The following is a 15,426-nucleotide window of genomic DNA, read 5'->3' as shown; positions in this document are numbered from 1 at the left end:
GCGCAGTGGTGCCCGCCGCAATGACCTATGAAGATTCAAAAGGACAGCTAAATACAATTAGGTACACTGTGGCTGGAGAGTGTCGTAAACGAGGCGGCTAGCAGCTATGCTGCTGTCAGAGGGATTTGTACGCTCGATTAACCTCAATACTTAGAGGTATCGGGCGTTTTTTATATGCTCGTGTTTTAACGGGCATCGGCATAGGGGACGGCCTTCATAGGCCGCTCCCCTGCCACACCACCCGGCATGCGGGTCCGCACCGGGCGGTTCGAGAGATTGAGGTTATGAGAGGCGCGCCAATCCCAGCCTGTCGAACCACGCAATATTCAGCACACGATTCAACTCAAAACGGCTATTACGCCACCAGCGATGAGAGTTACTGGCCACCCTCTGCGCCACCTGCTGGCTCGCCCCCAGTGTCCGCAGCTCTCGATAGATCGTAGGGCCACGCTTCCACTGCCTGAGCTGGATCGCTCTCAGTCGATGTCGTATCCATTCGTCCAGCTTGCGCCAGACTGCCGGTGTTTGCGACAACGTGAAGTAGGCTTTCCAGCCCAAAAGATAAGGCCGGAGATTATCTGCGACCTGTTGCAAGCTACGCCCGCAGGAGCGCCGGGTAAGCCAGCGGATACGCTGCTTGAACTGTTTCTGCGCCTTATAAGAGACCGCGCGCTTGACTTCACTTCGGGCTGACCACAACTCATAGCCCAGAAACTTGCGACCAAACGCGCTCGTCACTGCACTCTTGCTCTCGTTGACGCTCAAGTGCAGCTTTTCGTACAGCCGCCTCAGCAGGGCCATTACCCGCTGCCCCGCCTTCTGACTGCGCACATACACGTTCGCATCGTCGGCATAGCGCACGAAACAATGGCCTCGGCGTTCAAGCTCCCGATCCACTTCGTCCAGCAGCACGTTCGCCAACAACGGCGACAGTACGCCGCGTACGATCTTGCATACTTTTCTCTCTGGTGCCGGAGCCAGTCGACGTCTCGCTGGCGTTGAACCCGGGATCCGGATCAACCCGGAATACCACCAAAATTTCGTCCTTATGAATTTCGACACGTTTGACCAGGCCGCGGATAATCTCGCGTTTCGTGACAAAATCGACAGTACCCAATCGGTCATGGACAGCAGCGGCAAACTCTTCGAGACGATTAATTACGAGAAACAGCTCGCGTTGACCCACCTGATGACGCCGTGAGTCCTGAATCTGCTGATCAAGCTGTTCCAGACGGCTCTTTAAGTTTCGCATCTTTGGATCAAAGTCCATTTTGTCGATCATACCTTCGGCATAACTATCGATGAGCCGCGACTTGCCTTTCTCGAGTTGCAGTCGTTGTCGTTCCAGTGCGGCAGTGTCAGGGTTTGTTTTTTCTTTTTCTTCGAGGATTCCCAGCCGACGTTCATATTCATTCTTTAGCCTTCCAGGGTGGGCGAGCAGCTCAACAACCTGCTGCCACACCAGTTCATCAAGACGGTCCGTTCGTATTTGCTGATTGTCACAGACGCGTTCGCCACCAAAGCGGTAGGCATCGGTTCCAATGCAACGATAATAGGCATAGTCCCGACGTTGGCCTTTGGCCGCTGCCTTGCTGACCTTTTTACCGTAATAGGCGTAGTGACAATGCCCGCAAACGGTCAAGCCCTGAAGCAGGTAAACAGCACCATGACGGCTCTGACGCGTTCTTCGATTCTCAGCAAGTTGCTCTTGAACCGACTGAAATAACCCTTCGCTGATGATTGCCGGTACGGATATCTCGACCCACTGACTTGGATCCGTGCGTACGGTTGAATAGCCCTTCTTGGGCACCTCGGCACTGTGGCGTTGTGCGCGTATCCGAGGTAAGCGATCACGCGCCTGTGTTTTACCGAAAGCGGCCCGGCCCATATAGGCTGGATTTTGTAATATCCCCCACACGGTACTGCGATCCCAATACGGTTTACCTGAGGCGGTTACGGTGCCTGTTGCGGTAAGGCGACGCACCACTTCGCCAATGCTCAGGCGCTCCATCCCAATCCATTGAAAGATGGCTCTGACCGTCGCCGCTTGCGCCAAGTCGATAACGTACTGTGCGGGTGCGCCATCAAGTTGCTTACGAATGTAGCGATAACCGTAGGGCGCAGTCGACAGCACATTGATGCTGCCGCGTCTGGCTCCATGAAGCTTGCCGCGACGATTGCGCTCCATGATTTTGGCACGCTCATATTCCGCGATCATGCCCTGCATCTGCAGCAGCAACGACTCCTCTGGCGTGACGCCAATGGCATGATTGAGGAACACGACCTGTACGCCGCACGCCGATAGTTCTTCCATCAGCAATGCCTGGTGGGCATATTTTCGCGACAGCCGGTCTGGGGACAGGACGTAGAGACGATCTACCAAGCCAAGTGCAGCGCGGTCTCTGAGCCGTTCCAATTGTGGGCGAATCAGCGTCGCGCCGCTGACGCCGGCGTCGATAAAGCGCATGTCCTCAACGACTTGGGCGCCATCAGCTACGATCCGCTCCGTCAGCGCGGCAATCTGGCTTTCAATCGTGCCGCGTTTAGCCTGTTGGTCAGAGGATACCCGGGCATAGAGCGCCACCATCACAGCCTGGCTCATTGTTCACCTCGCTTGGCAGTACGATGCTTTTTCACAGGGGACCGGGATTGCGACAACTCTGAGGAAGTCCGCGTTTCTGTCGGTTTTAGCTGCTCGTAGACCCTCTCGAGCTCTTCACAAGAGAATCGATTTGGCTCAAAAGCCAGACGAATACGCCAAATCCGCGGTTTTCGGCTCATGACTGAAGTCTCCCGTCAGTGGGGGTGATGACCTCAATGACGAGAACAATCTCGACGTCGGGGCATCCTGCATACCTCGGAGCAAAACTCTCCCTGGCAATGCGCAGCCCCCATTTTATCCGAGAGTTTGCTCTATTGTTGCCGGCGCTAGCGGGCCGCCTTGCGGCGTCCCTTCCTGCCGTCGGCTGACGAGTCCACCTGACATCGTTCCCGCTTCGAGATAGCGACGGATCAGCGTGAGCACACGTTTATCTTCGATTTGACGCTCGATGTAGGCCATCAGCACGTCGTGGTTGACCCGATCAAAGAACTTCTCAAGATCGAGTTCCACGCAGCAGCGATGACCCGCCGCCACGTGGGCACGGGCAGTTTCGATGGCTTGGTGAGCACTTCTACCCGGACGGAAGCCGTAGCTGTAATCCGAGAACAGAGGGTCGAAGATCGGCGTGAGCTGTTGCAGCAGAGCCTGTTGGATCAGGCGATCCACGACGCTGGGGATACCCAGCTGCCTTGTCCCGCCTTTGGGCTTGGGGATTTCGACGGCACGTACACCTTGCGGGTGGTACTCGCCTGCCAACAACCGAGCCTTGAGGGTCGGCCAATACTGTTTCACGTAGCCTGACAAATGCTCGACCGTCATGCCATCGGCACCCGGCGCGCCTTTGTTGCTGACTACGCGTTGGTACGCACGTCTGAGGTTGGCGGGTGCAAGCACCCGCTCCATCAGCGTGTCCGGCTCCGCGTTCGTCCACGTCACAGACGCCGCCGATACCTGTGCGCTGTCAGCCGTCATCCTCGGATACTGTCCGGGACTCGGAGTAACAGTCTTCTCTTGGAGAAATTTCTGCATTTCGGTATTCAACGAGACTTTGACGCCTACTGGCGGCATAACTTGTTCGGCCCTTGGTGACGCGGTTATCCGCCACTTACTACGGCCTCGGCTGACTTCTGCACGTTCATCCCGTCGCCTCTCGACGCTCGGTAGCACTGTGGCAAACGTGCAGATCTCCCAGGGTAATTCGCGCGACCTTCCTGCTTATGCCTGTCGGATCTACGTCGCAGCGTCCCGTGCAAGTATTGGGCTTTAGGGAAACACGCCCCTTTACCCCGCTGCGCCGCCTCTATCCGCTTGCTGTTCGTCAGGCCAGCATTTTGCCTCGGGCTTCCTTCAGATTCGCGGTCACCCGCGACACCCTTGCCTCTGGCTAACACTTCCCCTTGCCGGGTGTGTAGAGGACTTTCACCTCCAAGTCACCAGCGAGGCCACCACAGCCAAGCTGGTTGCGCTTGCGCGCAACGCGCCATGCCTGGCGCACGCATAAAAAAGACGTCCCGAGGGACGTCTTAAAAATTCACCTTTTTCCAAAGGAGCTTCTAAAGGTGAGCTTGGAGCTTTAACTGAATAGCAATGAGTTTCAGATTTTCACAGACTAGCTACTTGTCTGTAGGACTCCAACCAGATGCGCTAGCTAGGTTCCTATTAACTCCCACTTACTATAGGTGATTCAAGTTAACATGGGAATGACTGAAAAATTACATTTTTGAAATCTTTCGACTGAAAACGGGATGTTCGTCCAGTGAATCATCCCATTCAGGTATTACAGAATCGCTAGTGGATACTCAATGATCACACGAACTTCATCCAGATCCGATTCAAATTCAGTTGAGCGAAAGTTCATTTGTCGCAAGCGGAAGGACATATCTTTCAAGGAGCCTGCCTGAACGACGTATTTTACTTCGATGTCGCGCTCCCAACGTTTCTGATCGGTCAACGGGTTTCCATCCGCATCGCGCCGCATGTATGTGGCGTTGGCGTTGGAGTAGTCGGCGTCGGTGCCACGACCATAACGTGTCATAAACGACAAGCCAGGTACACCATACGAGCTCATGTCGAGGTCGTAACGCACCATCCATGAACGTTCTTTTGGCGAGTTGAAGTCGCTGTACTGGATTGAGTTGTCGAGAAAGATGGAATCCGACTGACGCAGATAGTCGAAGTCGTCGTTACCATTATTTCGCTGGTGAGAAAGTGCAAGTGAGTGTGCGCCATACTTCACGCCAACCTTAGCGCTCCAAATATTGTTGTCGAACTCGCCCAGCAGTTTTTTCCCTTCATCCACGGCCTTGTAGTAATTCACACCGCCGAATACAGAAAGCTCATCAGACAAGGAGTAGTTCAACCCGGTACCAGCATAGTATTGATTCCAGGCGTCTTTGAGACGACTGGAGTAAAGACTAACGATAATATTCTTATTCACATTGTAGTCGCCACCAAAATAGCCGACCCAAGGTGAGTTAACAGGGCCTGCATAGAAGGTTGCGAAGTTGTCGCGCATATTGCTGGAGACTGGTTGACTCATAGCATGCAGGCGACCACCCTGAACTGTCAGCCCTTCGATGCTGGTATTGGTAGCGGTCACACCCCGGAAACTTTCCGGTAAAAGCCTTGAGTCGCCAGACGCCACGACAGGGTTGGCGGGAAATACATCACCTACTTTCACCACAGTGTCAAAAGCGCGAACTTTTGCCGCGCCACCGACTTTCGTGTATTCATCTCGAGCTTCGCCGTCGCCATTGACAGGTAGTACATCGAATGAACTACGACCGCCGTTACGACCGTCACCCGTATCAAGCTTCAAACCGATCATCGCGAAAGCGTCGACGCCCACGCCTACAGTGCCTTGGGTAAACCCGGATTCGAACTTACTGATAATCGCATGCGACCAAGCTTCGGAGTAGCCATTGCCCGTGGGGCTTGATTGACCGTTGCGATGATCACGATTGAAGTAGAAATTTCGATTGAGCACGGTAAGGCTGCTGTCTTCGATAAATCCCCCAGTCTTTTCCTCCGCAAATACCATAGACGGCCCAGAACTGACAACCAACGCCAAAGCGGCCATCGAAAATTTTGTATTGTTATCCATTAATCACTCCTTAGGTTCGGCAGAACTAGAAAGTTCTTCGGCTGGAATTATTGTTTACGGGAGCAGTTTCTGCTCCCGTATCGTCGCCGACTTGTATCGTTGCAGTTTGAAGATAACGGGGAGATGATTGTAAAATTACAATTTTGTAATATTTATGATTGTGTCAGCACATGACTGCAAGCAGTGAGGCCGCAGGCCATGGCCTTCAAACCATATCTGTAACGACCTGCATTTGAAAACGCCCCGACCTGCAATGTGGGCGTTTTCAAATGCAGGTCGTTACAGCTAACCCTTCGCATCCAGGATACTTAAAGGGCCAGCACTGACCTACTTCCAAGAGTCGTAGGGCACACCAAACTTCTCGACATAGGCTTTGGAAACTGCTGAAAGGGGCCGGTGGTGACCGCCAGACTTACCTTCATACGGGCCACGTGGATCAATCACCGCTTGTACCGTAGTCACCTCGATCGGTGTCATGCAGGGACCGGTTACCCAGACTTTGGCAATGCCTCCGGGAACCAGCCTTATACCGATTGCCTCACGATATCCGGTGATCCATTGCCCATCGGCAGAGCAGAACACCTTTTCCCCCTTGCGCATGATCTCCCGGGTCGCCTCAGGTATGTTAATCACCATTTGGTAGGTTTGCGGCTCGACCAGCGATTGCCAACGGACATAGATCTGTTTGGGCAAGTCAGCCCCTGTCACGTACTTACCCTTACCCCAACCTGCTCTTTTCGGCCAGCCTCGGGGATCGCCGGAGTTGTTGGGGGGCGTTAGTATTGACGCGGTGCCACTCATCGCACGTGAATATAACTGTTCCTGAATATCGACCACATCCGCCGACTCGATCCAAACTTCCATGTAAGCGGGAGCCGAAAATCCCAAGCGCCAGGCTTTATAGGGCATTGACTGGCTTTTGGCAAAGGTGCAGCCACTGAGTAGAAAGGCGGCAAGAGCGACACGGATAAAATTACTCATTCGGGTGCACCGTGCGCACAGAGTTTTCGTCTGGTCGATTAATGAAGACGATATTCAGGTCGCTATTGTTGCGATTTTTAGCGGCGTTCCAGTTATCGGAGACATGAACGTAACGTTGGAACAGCAGTTCCTCCTCTTGCGGAGTCAGCCCTGTTGTTTTGCTTTTCCCCTGAGCGAATGCCATCAGTTTTTTGGAGATGGGAACGAGTTCCGCAGGCAGCGCTAGTCGCGGTTCGCCTTCGTCAATCTCGCCAAACGGTACTCCGTTTTCAACAGCCAGTTCGCGCATGATCCGAAAGTGGATCAAGGACAAGTCACTGCGGACTTCGCGCTGGCTGCTGACAGCCGCATACACGTGTTTCATGTTTTTTTGATCGTCTTTGTCAGTGCTACGAAACGGTACCTCCCAAGTCCGGATCTCCAACGAAAGGTTATATTGGGCCAGTTGATCTTGAAGCCGTCTCAAGTCCTGCTGGGCAACCTTGTAACTGTTGGCTTCAGCGAAAGAGGTCCTTTCTTCGACCTGGCTTTTACGCGGTTTGCTGAGCAGGATGCGCTCCATCGCCTTGGGTAAATAGCCGCCGCCCAGGTCTGAATGTACGCCAGGTAGGACAATATCGGCCGATCCAAGACTGTTGAGGGCAAAGTTATAACGGCGTTCATTTCGAGCGACCAATTGGACGACTTTCTTAGCCGCGTCTGGCGCAAGATGGATATTGATCCCTGGGTTATAAGCGTTATTACCAGTCCAGTCCCCCACCAGCGGATTGGCAATGGCCGCGACGGCGTCGTAAACGCCAATGAAATTTATAGAGACATCAGTATGCGGCGTCCATGAAAAGCTATCCGACAATATCGGGGCACCCATCGGCAACGCTTTGGCGAGGATACTTTGGTTCCCTTTAATACCTCATTGGCAAAATCCCCTGCCGCTGCGGAGCCACGGCTGAACCCGAAGATATCGAACTCGATTTTCGCCACGCGCTTATCGGGGTTGTTGTCTTGAAATGTTTGCATAGCCTTGAGAATAAGTGGCGGTGTTTCTTCAACTCGCGCCCTGACACCCTGCACACCTATACCGGTACCTTGCGAAAAAGTGGAATCTTCTCCAGTGCTGCTGGTTCCGATCCCGTCCACATAAACGGGCAGGCTGGCCGTCTTGGCATCGATGGGCAGGGTTTCATCCGCCTGGTCTATGTAAAGGTCATACAGCCTGGCGACGTTGCTAACATCATTGCCATAGCTGTTGTCCGGGGAACTCCCCTTGCCGTCATAACCGTGAGCCGCACAGAACTGACGAATATCTTCAGCGGCTTCCTCCAGGTTCACGTCCGGCGCAAAGCAGCCAAAGACACGCTCGCTGTTGTTGCGGTTGTTGCCCGTCCCATCGAAGAACATCCCAACACGTAAGGTGATGTCTTCCAGCTCGACCTCTTCTTCCTCTTCCTCAAGCTCTTCTTCCACCGCAGGTGGTTTCGAGTCAGGGGCAACACTGAGTTTCCCAACCGGTGGCGCACTCAACTGTTGCCCCGCAGTGGCAGCGACGGCGGCACCAGGGACTAATGGAGTGAGAATCTGGATACCCGTGCCGACGCCAGGAGCGCCCCCAGAATTGACCTTCACCTCAGCGCCACTGATCGTCACGCCACCGGCGTCCAACTTGACGAAGCTCTCGCCAGCCTTGGCGGTCAGTTCCATACCGCCCTCAATCACCACCTTGTCGCCTGCGTAGTAGTGAATCTCCTGGCCCGCCTCGACAACTGCGCCGTCCCAACCTTTACATGCTGAGTCACGCCAACGGTCAGGTGATCATCCGCCCGCACTTCAGTCTTGCGATCCAAGTGGGTGATCCGATGCTCTTCAGCCTTGAACTCGCTGAACACATTGACCTCAACCGTGTCATGTCGTTCGTTGCCGACGCGAATCTTCTGGTCATGCTCGATGCTTTCATCCCAGTCACGCTGGGCATGCAAATAGATCTGTTCCGCACCTTTTTTGTCTTCAATACGAAACTCGTTGTAACCCTTGCCGCCCGACGAGCTGAGCGTCTTGAACGTGCTGCGGGTCTTGTTCGCCGGCAGTTCGTAGGGGACAACATTTTCCTTATGAAACAGGCAACCGGTGATTAGCGGTTGGTCGGGATTACCTTCGAGGAAGGTGACGAGCACTTCCATGCCGACGCGCGGGATGGCGATGCCGCCGTAGGCATTACCGGCCCAGCCGGTGGCGACGCGCAACCAACAGCTGGAGTTATCGTTAGTCTGACCGTCACGATCCCAGTGGAACTGGACTTTGACACGACCGTATTCGTCGCAATGGATTTCTTCGCCCAGAGGCCCGGTGACGATGGCGGTCTGGCTACCCAGAGCCTTAGGTTTTGGGTGTTCCAGGGCAGGCCGATAATGCGCATCCCACGGAGTAGCGAGGAAGCGGTTACGGTAGCCCTGTTGAAAATCGTCTTTGCTGTGGGTGACATCGCTGGTGATGCTCTCGCCGAGCACTTGCGGCTGTTTGCCTTCGTGAATCACTTCCAGCAACAGCCAGAGGTCGTTCCACTCGGCGAGCGGGTGTTCGCTGAGGGCCAGGAAGTGGCCGCTGACCAGGGTTGGCTCGTCGCCTTTGCCTTCGGCGAGTTGGTAGTCGCTGCGGTGGCGTTCCAAGGCGCGGGTTGCCAGTTGCTTGCCGCGTTCGCGGTCGGTGAATCGGCCGGGGTAGTCGTAGTCTTCCAGGTCCGGGGCGAACGTGCTTTTGGCGGCGCCTTCGGGCAGGATGCGCGGTTTTTCGAAGTCGTAATCCCGGCGGCTGACGCGGGTGGTGCGGGTTTCCAGGCGCAGGTTGAAGCGCTTGATCACCGGTTTCTCGGCAGCCATGCCGGAGTCTTGCTGGTAGGCCACGGGCGCGAGTTTGCGGAACACCGTCTGGTCATCGCCGAACACCAGTTTGTGGCCGCCGGCACTGTGCTGGAAGTGGAAGTGAATGCCTTCTTCTTCGCACAGGTGCTGGATGAAATGCAGGTCGGATTCGTCGTACTGCACGCAGTAATCGCGTTCCGGGTAGATCGCGCCGAGCTGGAAGCTGTAGGCATCGGCCAGGATGCCGCGCGCTTCGAGGACCTGCGCGATGATCTTCGGCACACTTAAATGCTGGAAAACCTGCTGGTCATGGTTGTGGCGCAGGTAGGCGAGTTGCGGCACCAGGCTGATGCTGTAACGGGCCAGGCTTTTCCGGAGTCGCCTTGCTCGATGCGATACACCAAGCCGTGGATGATGCCTTTGCCGGTGGCGCCGAAGGTCAGGCAGCCAGGTTTGTACTGGATCTCTTCGAGTTTCAGGTCAGGGCGGGGACTGACCAGTTCAATGTCAAAACAGAACGGCTGGTTGAGGGCTTCACGGCCAACAAAACTAAGTACCTGAAGGTCAACGGATATGCCCTCCAGCGTCAGGGCAATATGAGTTGCGTTTGCGTCCAGCATGCCTTGAGTTCCATCCATTGATGCGATTTAGAATCTGGATGGTGCTGGAATATATCCATTACCTCAATGCAAAAATTGCCGTAGCAAAAAAGTCGGCCTGCTTGGCTTTTAGAGTACGCGTTTCTGCCATCAGTACTTCGTTAATCGAGGCGAGGTTGGCAATCTTTTCGCGCAGTTCCTCATTCTCTTGGCGGAGCATTCGATTTTTCTCGCGCTCAGCCAAAAGATCCTGGTGTTTCACATCCCGCTGAGCACGACTTGAACGCCCCTGAGCTTCGCGGATCGCCTCAGCGACAGTTGGGTAGTGATTGTGAATCAGAGCGGTTGAAACACCCGCTTCACGCGCCACCGCGGCGATAGTGACCTTGGATTCGCCGCTATGCGCCCGACCGCGCAGGATGCGTGCAAGTGCGAGTTGCAAATCCCGCTCGCGGGCGTCTGAGGGCTTGCGTTTAATGGTCATGCTACGTTCTCCTCCGGATCGTATCCAAGCTGCATAAGCACGTCACGACAGCGATCCAAATCACGCAATACGCGCTGACGACCACCGTCACCAATGTCGTTGCAATCCAACAACCTCTTCAGGTTGTCGTAAAGGCGCTGGTAGATACCAACGTGTGCACCTCCAATCACGGCGTTGTTGCAATCGCCGCAGCGCGTTCGCTCCATGGTGTTGCCGACGCAACGATCATCGTCGGCGGTACACCAGGCGTGACCATTACTTCGAATCGCGGTGCTCTCAGCGATCGAGGTTACCATTGAGGCGTGGCTCTTGAAGATCGCGAGGTTCGCCGAATCGCGCTGCCAATGCTTGATTGATCGACCGTAGCCGCCAGTCAGCGGTGTGTCCCCCAGCCAAGTGCCGACGACCTCGGACTTGATGTCTTCGAGTTCTGACTGGATGTCTTCGTACAGTTCAATATCGAGATGCTGCCCCCAATCTTGATCCATGGCGTAGCCCAAGGTCATGTCCATGGACCAGTGTGCGAAATGCTCACGCAGGTAACGCAGGTCGCCGAATTGACTGTGTGCGGCATAGTTGGCGAATTTACGGCGAAATTGATGGCTGGCTAAGATCCAGTTCAGACCACAGCTCTTCGCGTACGCTTTGAGGCACATGTTCCATGCCGAACCCGAGAGGGTACGAACTTGATTACGCTTCGTGGCAGCCACCCCGAGAAAGAGAGCATGCCGATGCTTCTGCGCCGTGGCGATTTGCGGATCACTCGAATTAAGCGTTCTTCGCTCGGAGATCTCAGCGTCGATCATGGCCTGGTACGGCTCGGCCCAGCGCTCCATTAGGCGCAACACGTGCACAGCAATTTTTGGAATCATCCAGTCGTGCACGCCGGTATCGGTTTTTTCCGACGTGGAGCGCAGCCAGTGAAAGACCGTGCCTTCATCGTCTTCCGTACGGTGGCACGCGCCAGCTTTTACGTTGGCCAACTCATGATTCCGGCAACCGGAGGTGCTGGCCAGAACGATATAGGAGGCGGTTCTCAAATCTTTAATCGCTTGGTTGAATGTCTCAAGCCCGCCTTCCCACCCAAGAGCGGTCAGCTGGCGAACCTTATGCTCCTGAATTGATCTGGTCACCTGTCCCTTGCGTGCTACAGCGACGCTATCGAGGGTGTCGCGCAGATCGAGCAGACGCTCACCGTGCTGAACCTGTTCATAGGCCTTCTCGAACAACGTACAAAACACCTCATCTGGTATCAACGGCGTTTTGCCGGCCTCACTGTTGAGGGAGGCTCTACCGGCCAAGGCTCTCGCCGATGTATCAGGCCAGGGATGTCTTGGGATTGGGTCGTTGGTGTACTGACTGAGTTCATGAAGCGCCTCGACTGACATAAAACGACGTTCAAGGGCCGCCGGAGACAGCGCCTGCCCCCGATTGCGACGCGTCTGTCGGATCTCCCTGCACTCGGCGACGTAATTTGCACAGATCATGGGCGTTACAGCGCCGAAGTGACCGAGCTTAAGCGCGCTTAAATACCGCAGAAAGGGCAATACATTTTCAAAAACATTGCGCAAAGTACTTGCCACGGGACGCTTCTGCCCTGCGCGACCGCGTCGTAGGTAGCGATACAATAGGGACTTCATCACCGCTAAAAACGCAGCGGGTACTCGATTGAAGTCCAAGTTCCTCATGTTGTCCGGTACATTGCTCGTCAACCCTTCGAGCTGCCAAATGTTATCGCGATAGCGACTGAGGATGACCCAGTGGCCATCAACATGAATGGCACTGACAATGAGTGCTTCGCGGTCGCTCTCGGGCAACTCACGTATATCCCCTGGTTGTTGTTCAATGCTTGCCCAAGGCAACATGGTCACATTGTTTTTGCTCATGCAAACATCTCCAGACTTTCCACTACATCGGATGACCAAAACAGGTGCGGATCGCGGCGAGCCTGCTCGCGAGCAGCTTCAACGGAGGCCGATTTGAAGGTTCCACGCCGCAGCCCTTCAGCCACGATATAGTCGTCAATCAATCGAGGGATATGCGCGTATTCCTGCGCCCAACGCCGCTTGTTCATGCGGGTACGCTCCGCAAACACACGGAAGTAAAAACTAAATAGCCGGTGCAAATCGTCTCCCGTGACCGCGTAATGTTTGCATCGCAGACAGTTGAGGAATGAGAAACATGCTTCCCCCTCACGTTTTGGCGCATATTGGCCGTTCACCGGATCACCACAGCGCCCCATTGGGGTAGTTTTGTAAGTAGCGCCAATAGTCCGGCTGAGTAATTCCTGAACCATTATCTCGCCCATAAACTGCCAGTTGCGCCTGGCGTCTGCGCTAGATGCCAAGTAATTTCGTCCGGCCACCTGTGGTGTGTTACCAAGCGCGATGGCCGTGGTCATCAGGTCACCCGCGAGCAATTCGAATATTCGGTTGGCAAACGTTTTACGTAGTCGAGAGATGTTGATGCGCAGCGGCTGACCATCCGTATCGACGAGTCCATAATCAGTCACCAATTTTTTGGCCGCTAGTTTCAGCGCTGAATCCGTCAGGACAATGACCGTGCCGACGCCTGGACCACGGTGCACGCGATACAGCCAAACGCAATCCTTAATGTCGTTCGGAGCCTCCGCACGCAGCGTTTCACTGTGAGCAAGGACACGGCGGATCAGACGTTCAATGTTGGTTTTGATGGTTGGGGTCGACTCCAGCCGACGCTCAGTGGCGCTCTCTGCGCGCAGAGCCACTTTACTGCTGCTGTGTCCGCGGCGCTTCCAGAGAACCAAAAAGACACTGTTGTCTTTGGGGTGAGCGCGCAGGCAATCGTGCCCCATCTCCAGCAGCGGCGTGGCGTTACGCCCGGTGTGCAGCGCAACGGTCAACAAGGCATAAGCCAGTAGCTCACCAGTCACAAAGGCGTCTTCATTCCAGATTGGCAGGATCGCCTGTTTCAATGCTGAGGTGAACGCTTGTCGCTGGCGTTTCGGTAGGGGCGTTTCACCCTTACTCTTGCCACTGTTTGGGAACGGGTTTCGCGGAAATGTCGCATCGTCTCCTGTGGTGACCAACGAAATTATCCCTCTGCGGCCCAACGCGTGAAGGACGCACTTCATACCGGTGTAGTGAGTACTCTGGCTAAGCGTGGTAATGCCCAATCCAGCAAGGTAGCCAAGAAAATCGTCAATCAATGCACGATCGATGTCGTTCAGGGTCAACTCACGGCTGAGCGCGGTTGCACGCAAAATCATGTAATTGAGGAAGTGGCGTAAACCGCCTTTACAGAAGCTTGCTACGGAGCTCGCTTCGACCCCAGTGTCCTGCTGGGCTAGAAAGCGTTCCGTCTGTCGCTGGCAGGCATAGGTAATCGAATCGATACCCACGCCATACCAGAAAGCGAAGTCGATGCCGCGCGAGCGAGTGGCATTCCTTCCGAAGTCGACCCTTGTGTGGACAGGTGGAATCACTTCGGGGAAAACAATGACAGACCCGTTCGCGTCATGACTATGCTCGACTTGCGGGATACTGAGGTCGGTCTTTAAGAAGACCTTGCGCTTCCCCATTAAACCGCTCCCAAGTCGTCAGACAGTTCATCGTCGTAAGCCAGCACGGCGTTGTCGGCCAGTTCGTTGACCAAGTGCAGGTACACCATCGTCGTCTGGATCGAACTATGCCCGAGCTGCCGCTGCACAAACACGAGCGGTTCCAGGCTGCTGCCATTGCGCTGAAGGGCGACCAGCGTATGGGTCGCGTAGGTGTGGCGAAGCATGTGCGTATGAACCTTGATATCCGCACGCTTGCCAATTTCTCGGACAATGCGCTCGATGCGTTTACCATCATCGGCGTAGGGCTCACCAGACTGATTCAAGAACAGCGATTTGTGCTGAGTACGACTCAGTGATGCCCGCTCGCCACGAACCTGCACGACATATCGGTGCAGATCCGCGAGAAAGCGTCGACTGATAAAGATGTCACGCGGTTTGCTTCCCTTCGTACGCATCCCGTGACCATCGTGCGGATCAAGGCGAACCCGGATGTTGCGCTCGTGCCTGCCCGCTTTATCCGGATCGAAGACATACGCCAACGGAAAAGAGGCGATTTCCGCCCGCCGCAGCCCCGTCCGAAGTCCGAGTCGAATTATCATTCGGTGATGCGGGTTTTCCGCCTTCTCCAGCAACACCTTAATCTCGTCCATGCTGAGGAACTTCGGCAGCACCCGATGCTGACGCGGCATGACGTCGTTCACCATCGCCTTTCCGCCGCTGGCATTGACGTGTGCAAGAAAACCGGTGGACCGTCGGACCTTCCGCTCCTCATAGCCAAACGGCAGTCTACTCACCCATCCCTGCTGCTGAGCGTACTCGTAGAATTTGCAGACATAGTGAAGTCGTTGACGGGTCGTTGATCGAGCCAACTGACACTCCACCAAGCAGTAGTCCCGGTAGCCCGCGACAACGCTCTTGTCCTCGCCACGCTCCACATCGCGCCAGGCGAGGTCATGTGCCTGAAGGAAACTGAAAAAGTCGTACAGAGCACGCCCCGTGCTTGGCCAAGATTTCCGCGACCCAATGGCTCCCCGCAATAAAAAGTAGCGCATGAACTCATTGGCAGGAACACAACTGTCCATGGTGTCCCAAAGCAAGAGCGGAAAGCCTGGATATGGACGACCGCCAATCACCAAGGACTCAGTAGCCCACAGAAGCTCCATCTACTCCCCCTAACCTATGACCTGAACTAACGATTCGATAATTATTTTCTAATTTATTGTTTATAAAATACTTATGTCCTAACGTTTATCAAGCCCCAGAA

The 15,426-nt window shown here is 54.8% G+C and carries 10 protein-coding genes and 2 pseudogenes; 1 reads left to right on the top strand and 11 read right to left on the bottom strand.

What is annotated here, in order from left to right; all coding sequences use genetic code 11:
• The coding region (locus tag FQ182_RS28985; RefSeq protein ID WP_149414026.1) for a DUF2790 domain-containing protein at positions 1-101 on the top strand (101 nt) is incomplete at its 5' end.
• 181 nt (positions 102-282) lie between these two features.
• On the opposite strand, the pseudogene FQ182_RS28980 reads toward FQ182_RS28985, so the two are convergent.
• The 11 genes and pseudogenes from FQ182_RS28980 to FQ182_RS28935 form a co-directional block, all read right to left on the bottom strand.
• Positions 283-939: pseudogene (locus tag FQ182_RS28980) on the bottom strand (group II intron maturase-specific domain-containing protein); the annotation flags it as partial.
• Positions 881-2,602, bottom strand: a complete 1,722-nt coding sequence (locus FQ182_RS28975; protein WP_256666325.1) for a recombinase family protein — start codon at positions 2,600-2,602, stop codon at positions 881-883. The gene FQ182_RS28975 and the pseudogene FQ182_RS28980, both read right to left, overlap by 59 nt.
• A 294-nt stretch (positions 2,603-2,896) precedes the next feature.
• A complete protein-coding gene (locus FQ182_RS28970) occupies positions 2,897-3,670 on the bottom strand; it encodes a reverse transcriptase domain-containing protein (RefSeq protein ID WP_371923922.1) in 774 nt (257 codons plus the stop codon).
• 709 nt (positions 3,671-4,379) lie between these two features.
• Positions 4,380-5,705, bottom strand: a complete 1,326-nt coding sequence (locus FQ182_RS28965) for an OprD family porin (RefSeq protein WP_077750296.1) — start codon at positions 5,703-5,705, stop codon at positions 4,380-4,382.
• 327 nt (positions 5,706-6,032) lie between these two features.
• Positions 6,033-6,686, bottom strand: coding sequence for a DUF2931 family protein (locus FQ182_RS28960; protein WP_077750297.1), 654 nt, complete (start codon positions 6,684-6,686; stop codon positions 6,033-6,035).
• A complete protein-coding gene (locus tag FQ182_RS30830; protein WP_306108738.1) occupies positions 6,679-7,554 on the bottom strand; it encodes a phospholipase effector Tle1 domain-containing protein in 876 nt (291 codons plus the stop codon). Before FQ182_RS30830 ends, FQ182_RS28960 begins: the two co-directional genes overlap by 8 nt.
• A 650-nt stretch (positions 7,555-8,204) precedes the next feature.
• Positions 8,205-10,158, bottom strand: a pseudogene (locus FQ182_RS30820) (type VI secretion system tip protein VgrG); the annotation flags it as partial.
• Positions 10,159-10,216: 58 nt separating this feature from the next.
• Positions 10,217-10,621: a TetR family transcriptional regulator gene (locus FQ182_RS28950; protein WP_077750298.1), complete on the bottom strand. Its 405-nt coding sequence runs from the start codon at positions 10,619-10,621 to the stop codon at positions 10,217-10,219.
• Positions 10,618-12,507 (bottom strand): integrase, encoded by a 1,890-nt coding sequence (locus FQ182_RS28945; protein ID WP_077750299.1) that lies wholly within the window; start codon positions 12,505-12,507, stop codon positions 10,618-10,620. The genes FQ182_RS28950 and FQ182_RS28945 overlap by 4 nt, the downstream gene beginning before the upstream one ends.
• Positions 12,504-14,180 (bottom strand): hypothetical protein, encoded by a 1,677-nt coding sequence (locus FQ182_RS28940; protein WP_077750300.1) that lies wholly within the window; start codon positions 14,178-14,180, stop codon positions 12,504-12,506. The genes FQ182_RS28945 and FQ182_RS28940 overlap by 4 nt, the downstream gene beginning before the upstream one ends.
• Positions 14,180-15,325 carry a tyrosine-type recombinase/integrase gene (locus FQ182_RS28935; RefSeq protein WP_077750301.1) on the bottom strand — a complete coding sequence of 382 codons (1,146 nt, stop codon included), beginning with the start codon at positions 15,323-15,325 and terminating at the stop codon, positions 14,180-14,182. The genes FQ182_RS28940 and FQ182_RS28935 overlap by 1 nt, the downstream gene beginning before the upstream one ends.
• Between the last annotated feature and the right edge of the window lie 101 nt (positions 15,326-15,426).

The sequence above is a fragment of the Pseudomonas sp. ANT_H4 genome (assembly GCF_008369295.1).
GTDB lineage: Bacteria > Pseudomonadota > Gammaproteobacteria > Pseudomonadales > Pseudomonadaceae > Aquipseudomonas.
The sequence above is the reverse complement of the archived record's forward strand: the minus strand, read 5'-3'. Positions and strand labels throughout refer to the sequence as shown.

Coding starts and splice junctions, on each gene's coding strand:
- FQ182_RS28960 (WP_077750297.1), bottom strand. CDS start 6,686: ATGAGTAATTTTATCCGTGTCGCTCTTGCCGCCTTTCTACTCAGTGGC.
- FQ182_RS28940 (WP_077750300.1), bottom strand. CDS start 14,180: ATGGGGAAGCGCAAGGTCTTCTTAAAGACCGACCTCAGTATCCCGCAA.
- FQ182_RS30830 (WP_306108738.1), bottom strand. CDS start 7,554: ATGGGTGCCCCGATATTGTCGGATAGCTTTTCATGGACGCCGCATACT.
- FQ182_RS28945 (WP_077750299.1), bottom strand. CDS start 12,507: ATGAGCAAAAACAATGTGACCATGTTGCCTTGGGCAAGCATTGAACAA.
- FQ182_RS28975 (WP_256666325.1), bottom strand. CDS start 2,602: ATGAGCCAGGCTGTGATGGTGGCGCTCTATGCCCGGGTATCCTCTGAC.
- FQ182_RS28965 (WP_077750296.1), bottom strand. CDS start 5,705: ATGGATAACAATACAAAATTTTCGATGGCCGCTTTGGCGTTGGTTGTC.
- FQ182_RS28935 (WP_077750301.1), bottom strand. CDS start 15,325: ATGGAGCTTCTGTGGGCTACTGAGTCCTTGGTGATTGGCGGTCGTCCA.
- FQ182_RS28950 (WP_077750298.1), bottom strand. CDS start 10,621: ATGACCATTAAACGCAAGCCCTCAGACGCCCGCGAGCGGGATTTGCAA.
- FQ182_RS28970 (WP_371923922.1), bottom strand. CDS start 3,670: ATGCCGCCAGTAGGCGTCAAAGTCTCGTTGAATACCGAAATGCAGAAA.